At 57.6% G+C, this 7,652-nt stretch carries 5 protein-coding genes; 1 reads left to right on the plus strand and 4 read right to left on the minus strand.

The genetic code is table 11. From position 1 onward, the window contains the following. Positions 1–43: 43 nt before the first annotated feature. The gene (gene acnA / locus GXN74_RS04175) at positions 44–2,758 is read right to left on the minus strand and encodes an aconitate hydratase AcnA (RefSeq protein WP_162369670.1); all 2,715 of its coding nucleotides are present in this window, start codon (positions 2,756–2,758) and stop codon (positions 44–46) included. A 617-nt stretch (positions 2,759–3,375) separates the two neighbouring features. Here acnA and GXN74_RS04180 point away from each other — a divergent pair. Next, positions 3,376–5,085 carry a SulP family inorganic anion transporter gene (locus GXN74_RS04180; RefSeq protein WP_162369671.1) on the plus strand — a complete coding sequence of 570 codons (1,710 nt, stop codon included), beginning with the start codon at positions 3,376–3,378 and terminating at the stop codon, positions 5,083–5,085. Between the two features lie 9 nt (positions 5,086–5,094). On the opposite strand, the gene mreB is transcribed toward GXN74_RS04180, so the two are convergent. From mreB to GXN74_RS04195, 3 genes are all read right to left on the minus strand, one after another. Beyond that, a complete protein-coding gene (gene mreB / locus GXN74_RS04185; protein WP_162369672.1) occupies positions 5,095–6,057 on the minus strand; it encodes a rod shape-determining protein in 963 nt (320 codons plus the stop codon). A gap of 91 nt (positions 6,058–6,148) precedes the next feature. Further along, positions 6,149–6,688: a class I SAM-dependent methyltransferase gene (locus tag GXN74_RS04190; protein ID WP_162369673.1), complete on the minus strand. Its 540-nt coding sequence runs from the start codon at positions 6,686–6,688 to the stop codon at positions 6,149–6,151. 95 nt (positions 6,689–6,783) lie between these two features. Then, positions 6,784–7,371 carry an HD domain-containing protein gene (locus GXN74_RS04195; protein WP_212505698.1) on the minus strand — a complete coding sequence of 196 codons (588 nt, stop codon included), beginning with the start codon at positions 7,369–7,371 and terminating at the stop codon, positions 6,784–6,786. Positions 7,372–7,652 lie beyond the last annotated feature (281 nt).

The following is a 7,652-nucleotide window of genomic DNA, read 5'->3' on the forward strand; positions in this document are numbered from 1 at the left end:
AGCATGGAGGCGGGACCCCTGTCCCTTTTTTCTGGCATGAGCCTTATTTCATCAGTTGTCTTAGGACCGTCTGCAGTATCCCCTGGTTCTTGTAGTATTCCACATCCACCAGGCTGTCCAAGCGGGAAACAACCTTGCATTCCCGGACGGTGCCGTCGCCCTTTTCCACCTTGACCGTCAGTTCCTGCATGGGAAGAAGCTCCCCTTCCAGACCCTCGATGGTGATGGTCTCATCCCCCACAAGCCCAAGGGTCTTGCGGTTTTCCCCTTCCTTGAACTGGAGGGGGAGGACGCCCATGCCCACCAGGTTGCTCCGGTGGATCCTTTCATAGCTTTCCGCCAGGACGGCCTTCACTCCCAGAAGCAGGGTGCCTTTGGCAGCCCAGTCCCTGGAGCTTCCCGTACCGTATTCCTTGCCGGCCACAACCACCAGGTCCGCGCCTTGCTCCTGGTACGCCATGGAGGCATCGTAGATGGGTAGGACGTCCCCTTCCGGGAAGTGCTTGGTCACACCGCCCTCGGTCCCGGGTGCCACCTCGTTCCGGATCCGGATGTTGGCGAAGGTTCCCCGCATCATGACCTCATGGTTGCCCCTTCTGGAACCGTAGGAATTGAAGTCTGCAGGTGCGATACCCCTTTCCGTAAGGTAGGTTCCCGCAGGGCTTGTGGGGGCGATGCTTCCCGCGGGAGAGATGTGGTCTGTCGTGACCGAGTCGCCCAGCATGGCCAGGATGTGGGCCTTGCGGATGGACTCCAAGGCTTGGGGTTCCGCCGACAGGCTCTTGAAGAACGGCGGCTCCTGGATGTAGGTGGAATCCGCATCCCATTCGTACAGGTCCCCTTCGGGAACGGCGATGCTGTTCCAGCGCTCGTTGGCCGTGAACACGTTCTTCTCGCCCTTGTACTGGTTGATGAACATGCGGGACTGCACCCCTTGGGCAACCGCTTCCTGCAGTTCCCTGGAGCTGGGCCAGATGTCCTTCAGATACACGGCCTGCCCATCCTTCCCTGTGCCGATGGGCTCCACCGCAAAATCGATGTCAACGGTTCCTGCAAGCGCATAGGCGACCACCAGCATGGGAGACGCAAGGTAGTTCATCTTGATCTGGGCATGGATCCTGCCCTCGAAGTTCCTGTTGCCGCTCAGGACGGAGGCCACCGTCATGTCGTTCTCCGTGATGGCGCTGGACACCGGACCTGGAAGGGGACCGGAGTTGCCGATGCAGGTCGCACAGCCATAGCCCACGGAATGGAAGCCCAGCTTCTCCAGATAAGGCATCACGCCGGAGGCGTCCAGGTAGTCCTTGACCACAAGGGAGCCAGGGGTGAGGCTGGTCTTCACGTAGGAGGGGACGGACAGGCCAAGTTCCACCGCCTTTTTCGCCACAAGTCCGGATCCGATCATGACACTGGGATTGGACGTGTTGGTGCAGCTCGTGATGGCGGCCAGCACCACGGCCCCTGCCTTCATGACCTCTTTCCTGCCGTCCTCCCACTGGACCTCCACCTGCTCCTCCATCTTGTTGGAAGAAAGGCCGTATCCCCCCTCGGAAAGGGGTTTGGCAGCAATGCTCCGGAAGCTTTCCTTCATGTCGGAAAGGAGCACCAGGTCCTGGGGACGCTTGGGTCCGGCCAGACTGGGCACGACGGTGGAAAGGTCCAGTTCCAGGACTTCACTATATTGGGGTTCCGGACTTCCCTTTTCAGCGAACATCCCCTGGGCCTTGTAGTAGGCTTCCACAAGGGCAACCTGCTCCTCATCCCTTCCGGTCTCCCGGAGGTAGTGCAGGGTTTCCTGGTCTACGGGGAAGAATCCCATGGTGGCACCATATTCCGGGGACATGTTCGCCACCGTGGCACGGTCCGCCAGGTTCATGGAGAACACCCCTTCGCCGAAATACTCCACAAACTTTCCAACGACGCCCTTCTTCCGGAGCATGTTGGTGACCGTCAGGGCCAGGTCCGTCGCCGTCGTCCCCTCGGGCAGGGAACCTGTAAGCTTCACGCCGATGACCTCAGGCATCAGGAAGTACAGGGGTTGCCCCAGCATGCCGGCTTCCGCCTCGATGCCGCCCACGCCCCAGCCCAGCACGCCCAGGCCGTTGATCATGGTCGTATGGGAATCCGTCCCCACCAGGGAATCGGGATACACATGGGTCTCCTCACCCACCTGCTTCGTGGTGGCGACGCTGGCCAGGTACTCCAGGTTCACCTGGTGGATGATGCCTGTGGCCGGAGGAACAGCCCGGAAATTGTCGAACGCAGTTTGGGCCCAGCGGAGGAAACGGTAACGTTCCTCATTCCGCTCGAACTCCTTGGCCACGTTGAACTCCAACGCCTCGTTCGAACCGTAACGGTCCACCATCACGGAATGGTCGATCACCAGGTCCACAGGGACGATGGGATTGATCTTCTTCGGGTCCCCTCCCATCTCCTCCATCGTGGAACGCATCGCGGCCAAATCAACCACCACCGGAACGCCTGTGAAATCCTGCAGGACAATCCTGGCGGGAATAAAGGGGATCTCCTTTGTCTTCTCTTTCAAAACAGTCCAATTGGCGATTTCGTCCACATGGGCCTGCGTGATACCCAGACCATCCATCTGACGGATGGCGGCCTCCAGCAGGACCTTCATCGAAAACGGCAGCGCACGGATCGGCGCCCCACTCGCCTTCTCGAAGGAATCCAGGGAAAAATAAGTGAAACTCCTATCCCCCACCTGCAAGGTCTTTTTAACAGATTCTGGTTGAAAACTCATCGGTAACCTCCTGATATTCTTGATTGGGTAACGCTTTATGCTGTTATTATACATAAGATGCACCAAATAAACAAGTGCGCCGCCCCACACAACCCCCTGGCACAGGATTTAGAACACTCCTGAAGCCGAAACAGCACCTGCCAAGGTCAACAGGCAGCAGGACATCCTGTCCTGCTGCAACCGGAAGGGGAACAGACTCCCCCAAGCTAGCTTGGGGACGGCCGTTCCCCTTCCGGTTGTCTGCGTGCTTCGCACGCTGACCTGTTGTCCCTTCCCCTCTGGGGATTCCGCAAGGTCTGGCCCTGCATCCGGAATTCCGTCGACGCCGGAAGCAATCGCTCCTGCGATTCCCCGGCGTCTCCAGCCCTCTTCCACCCTGCCGGAAACGGCTGCGGGGGGCGGCGCACTGGCCTCCCCCCATACACGCTGCCCTGGGACAGGACAAGCGTGCACCCCTTCAGCGGCGATGACCTATCCGGTCTCCCGCCCTGGAACAGGGCAAGCGTGTGCGTTGTCTTGTCGCCTGTCCATGCACAAAAAACGGAACATGTCCGCCACCTATTGACACCGCCTCCTCACAGGAATACACTGGAAGAAAACCGAAGGAGCTGAAGCAGTTGAAACCCAAATTTTTCTCGATCCTCAAACACCGGGATGTGGAACTCACGAAGAACATCCTCCTCAACGACATCATCGCCGGCATCATCGTAGCCATCATCGCCCTCCCCCTCTCCGTAGCCCTGGGGATATCCTCCGGCGTCTCCCCCGAAAAGGGACTCATCACGGCAGTAGTGGCAGGTTTCCTGATTTCCTTCCTGGGCGGAAGCCGGGTGCAGATTGGAGGCCCTACAGGCGCCTTTGTCGTCATCGTCTACGGAATCGTCCAGACCCATGGCCTGGGCGGCCTGGCCATCGCCACCCTCATGGCCGGCATCTTCCTCATCTTCCTGGGTCTCATGCGTTTCGGCAGCGTCATCAAATACATCCCTTATCCGATCACCACCGGATTCACTTCAGGAATTGCCGTAGTGCTCTTCTCCACCCAGATCAAAGACCTCTTGGGCCTGCAAATGGAAGAGGTGCCGGCGGAATTCTTCGAAAAATGGGAAGCCTATTTCTCCCGCCTGGGGACACTCAACACGGCCAGCCTGTTGCTGGGCCTTGTCTCCATCGCGGTCATCGTCCTCTGGCCCCGGATCAACAAGACCATCCCGGGCTCCCTGGTGGCTTTGGTGGGAGCCACCCTGGCCACCAGCTTGTTCAACCTTCCTGTGGAGACCATCGGATCCCGGTTCGGGGACATCCCTGCCACCATCCGGTTCGTCGACTTTGGAACCCTGGACTTCAGCCTGGGCAACCTGCAGGCCCTTGTGGGACCGGCCATCACCATCGCTTTCCTGGCTGGCATCGAATCCCTCCTCTCTGCGGTCGTGGCCGACGGGATGATCGGCAAACGCCACAACTCCAACATGGAGCTGGTTGCCCAGGGGATCGCCAACATCGGCTCCGTCCTCTTCGGAGGCATTCCCGCCACCGGCGCCATCGCCCGCACCGCCGCCAACGTGCGGAACGGCGGCCGGACCCCGGTTGCGGGAATCACCCATGCGGTGGTCCTGCTGCTGATCATGCTTCTGTTCATGCCCTATGCGAAACTGATCCCCTTGACCGTCCTGTCCGCCATCCTTGTCGTGGTCGCCTACAACATGAGCGAGTGGCGGTCCTTCAAAGGACTTTTCCGTTCGACGAAAAGTGATGTCTCCGTACTTCTTACAACCTTCCTCTTCACCGTGGTTTTCGACCTTGTGGTCGCCATCCAGTTCGGTATGGTCATGGCAATGTTCCTCTTCGTCCATAGGATGGGGGAAAGCATGGGGTATGCGGATGTCACCCGCTCCCTGGTTCCCGGTTCGGAGGATGCGGACGATACGCCGGGCACCGAAGGGAACGGTCCTGTCAAGACCAAAGAGGAACTCTCCCTGGATTCGGAGCTGCTGGTCTATGAGATCAACGGCCCCCTGTTCTTCGGGGCGGCCAACACCTTCCTGGATGTCCTCCAGGAAATCCGCAGCCATACCAGCGTGCTTGTCTTCAAGATGAAAAACGTGCCCATCATGGATGCCACCGCCCTGGACGCGCTGAAGCGGATTGAAAAGCGGTGCAGGGAGCGGAAGGTCCTGCTGCTGTTTGCCGAGGTCAATCCGCAACCCCTCAAACTGTTGAGACAATCCGGCTTCCTGGACCGGATCGGTGAAGACCGCCTCTTTTCCGCCGTGGAGGACGCTGTGGGTGCGGGAAAAGCCATCCTGGCATCGAAGGAAACCGCTTGAAAAAAAGGCCTATTTCTCATGAAATAGGCCTTTTACAACGCAGGACATGGGATCGTCCGCCACCAGTACCGACAGCCCCGTTTTGCTGCTGATCAACTGGTCCATCCCGTGCAGGAGGCTGCCGCCTCCTGTCAAGATCATTCCCCGTTCGGAAATGTCTCCCAACAGTTCCGGCGGGGTTTTTTCTATGATCATGTGGATGGCTTCCACAATCTTCGTGGCGACTTCCCGCATGGCCGGCTCCAATTCGCTGGAGCTGATGGTCACTGCCTCCGGCAGACCGCTCAGCAGGCTTCTGCCCTTGACCGTATACTGCAGGGGCTCTTCCCGCGGAACGACGGAACCAATGGCGATCTTGGCATCCTCCGCCGTGCGCTGCCCGATCATAAGGTTGTAGGCCTTGCGGATGTGATGGATGATCACCTCGTCGAAATGGTCCCCCCCCAGCTTGATGGAGGAGCTCAGTACGGTACCCCTGAGGGAGATGACAGCGATGTCCGTGGTCCCGCCGCCGATGTCCACAACCATGGTGCCGAAGGGCTCGTTCACGTCGATGCCCGCCCCCATGGCTGCGGCCAGCGGCTCCTCTATGATTTCCACCTTCCGGGCTCCCGCCTGGTAGGCCACATCCTCGAAGGCGCGGCGCTCCACCTCTGTGACACCGCTGGGCACGCAAATGCGAACCAGGGGCTTCTTCAACCGGTAACCCACCGCTTTCTGGATGAACATCTTCAGCATCTGCTCCGCAAGCGTCATGTTGGAGATCACCCCGTCCTTCAGGGGTCTCACCGCCACGATGCTGTCCGGTGTGCGTCCAATCATCTCATAGGCTTCCTGGCCGATGGCCGTCACTTCCTTGGTGCGCTGGTTGACCGCGACCACGGAGGGCTCCCGCACCACGACACCCTTTCCCCTGATATATACAAGCACGTTTGTTGTTCCCAGGTCAACACCGATATCCGATGAAAACATTCCATTCCTCCTGTTTCGTCATCTATAGAAAGGCGCTTACCGCCTCCGCTCCTAGTGTGGAGTCTGCAGTAAACGCCCGCTGCATGCCTTTCTAGATCCTCTTGAGCACCACCAGATAAAAAGGTTCGCTCAACTCCTCGTAACGTTCCAAGGTGAAACTGCTTCCGACCACTCCCATGACATCCTCCGGAGACAGACGTTCCTGGTATTCGGGTCCGTAATCCGCCCGCTTCCTCTTCCATTCGAAGATTCCCACACGGGACCCGGGGGAGGTAAGCTCCAACAGCTTTTCCCGGAATTGTTCGAAATTCTCCATCTCGTGGAGGATATGCGAAATGAAAACATGGGTGAACACTTCTTTGGACAGGTCCTGGAATTCCCCAAGGACAAGGGTGATGTTTTCAATCCCTTCCTCTTCCAACCTGTCCGACAGATACTCTATCATTTTTTCAGAATCGTCCACCGCCTTGACGGATTTGGCCACAGCGGCGAAAGGGATGCTGAACACACCCATACCGCAACCCACATCCAGGACTTTGCTGTTCCTGTCCAGTCCCAAGGCCTCAATCACGATGTCCGTATGCAGATAATGTTGTCTTCGACCTTCCTCTGTTTCCTCTGTTCTACCCATGCAATCACCTTTCCGTATCTTTGCCTCGCAGGCGTACATTCTTGCCAACACCTCATATTATCGCACAGAAATCCCGCCTTCGCAAGCCGGGAACCTCATTTTTTGAACCAGCCTTCCGCTTTTTCAACCCCCGTCCGAAGCGGGGAGGGCTTCCCGTTCCCTGCCCGCAGACTCTCCCACAATTGGTGGGACGTCTCCAGGACGGCACAATACTTGTCTACGCCGATGATGATCCAGGATTCCCTGTGCCGGGGCCACCAGAGTGTCACCGGCCACATGTGCTTGACAATCACATCCTTTTCCACCTCGTTCAATGTGAAATGCCTCTCCGCGTTCCTTTTCGCGATGACCGGGTGGGCGAAGGCGTGCTTCCCCTCCCTGCACTTGGTCACATGCCAGTCATAAAGGAAAAAGTCATGCAGAAGGCCACCCCTCGCCATTTCCCTGCTGCGCAAACCCAGTTTCCTCGCCACCTTGAAGCTGACGAAGGAAACATGCAGGCTGTGCTCCAGACACGTGATCCTTCCATGCTGGATGAAGGCGTCCATGTCCAGCACCGCCGCATTCTCTATCAGGTCCTCCACTGCGCTGTAGTAGGCGTCCAATTGCTCCCTTTTGGGTTTATGCAAGGCCAAGGTCCGCAGCATTTTGCGGTATCCCTTCTTATGCCGTTTGTTTTCCATTTCAGCCGATCTCCTGTCTTATGCCATTGACCGAATCCATCCTTATCGGTTAAACTGTACTCATCATCCATTTGGAAAGGATGGACTTTCTAGTCCTAGGTATAACACAATGCAGGAAAAAACTCAACAGCTTTTTGGCGATACAATCCTCTTGTCTGATTCACATATGATAATGTCCTATTGTAACGCAAATGATTATGTCCCACTTCCGGTCATGGTGTACAATGAACCTCATGCGACAAAATACAATACATCGAGGTGGCCGCTATCAGAAAGGTAGA

The organism is Anaerotalea alkaliphila, assembly GCF_010179735.1.
Classification (GTDB): Bacteria; Bacillota; Clostridia; order Lachnospirales; family Vallitaleaceae; genus Anaerotalea; species Anaerotalea alkaliphila.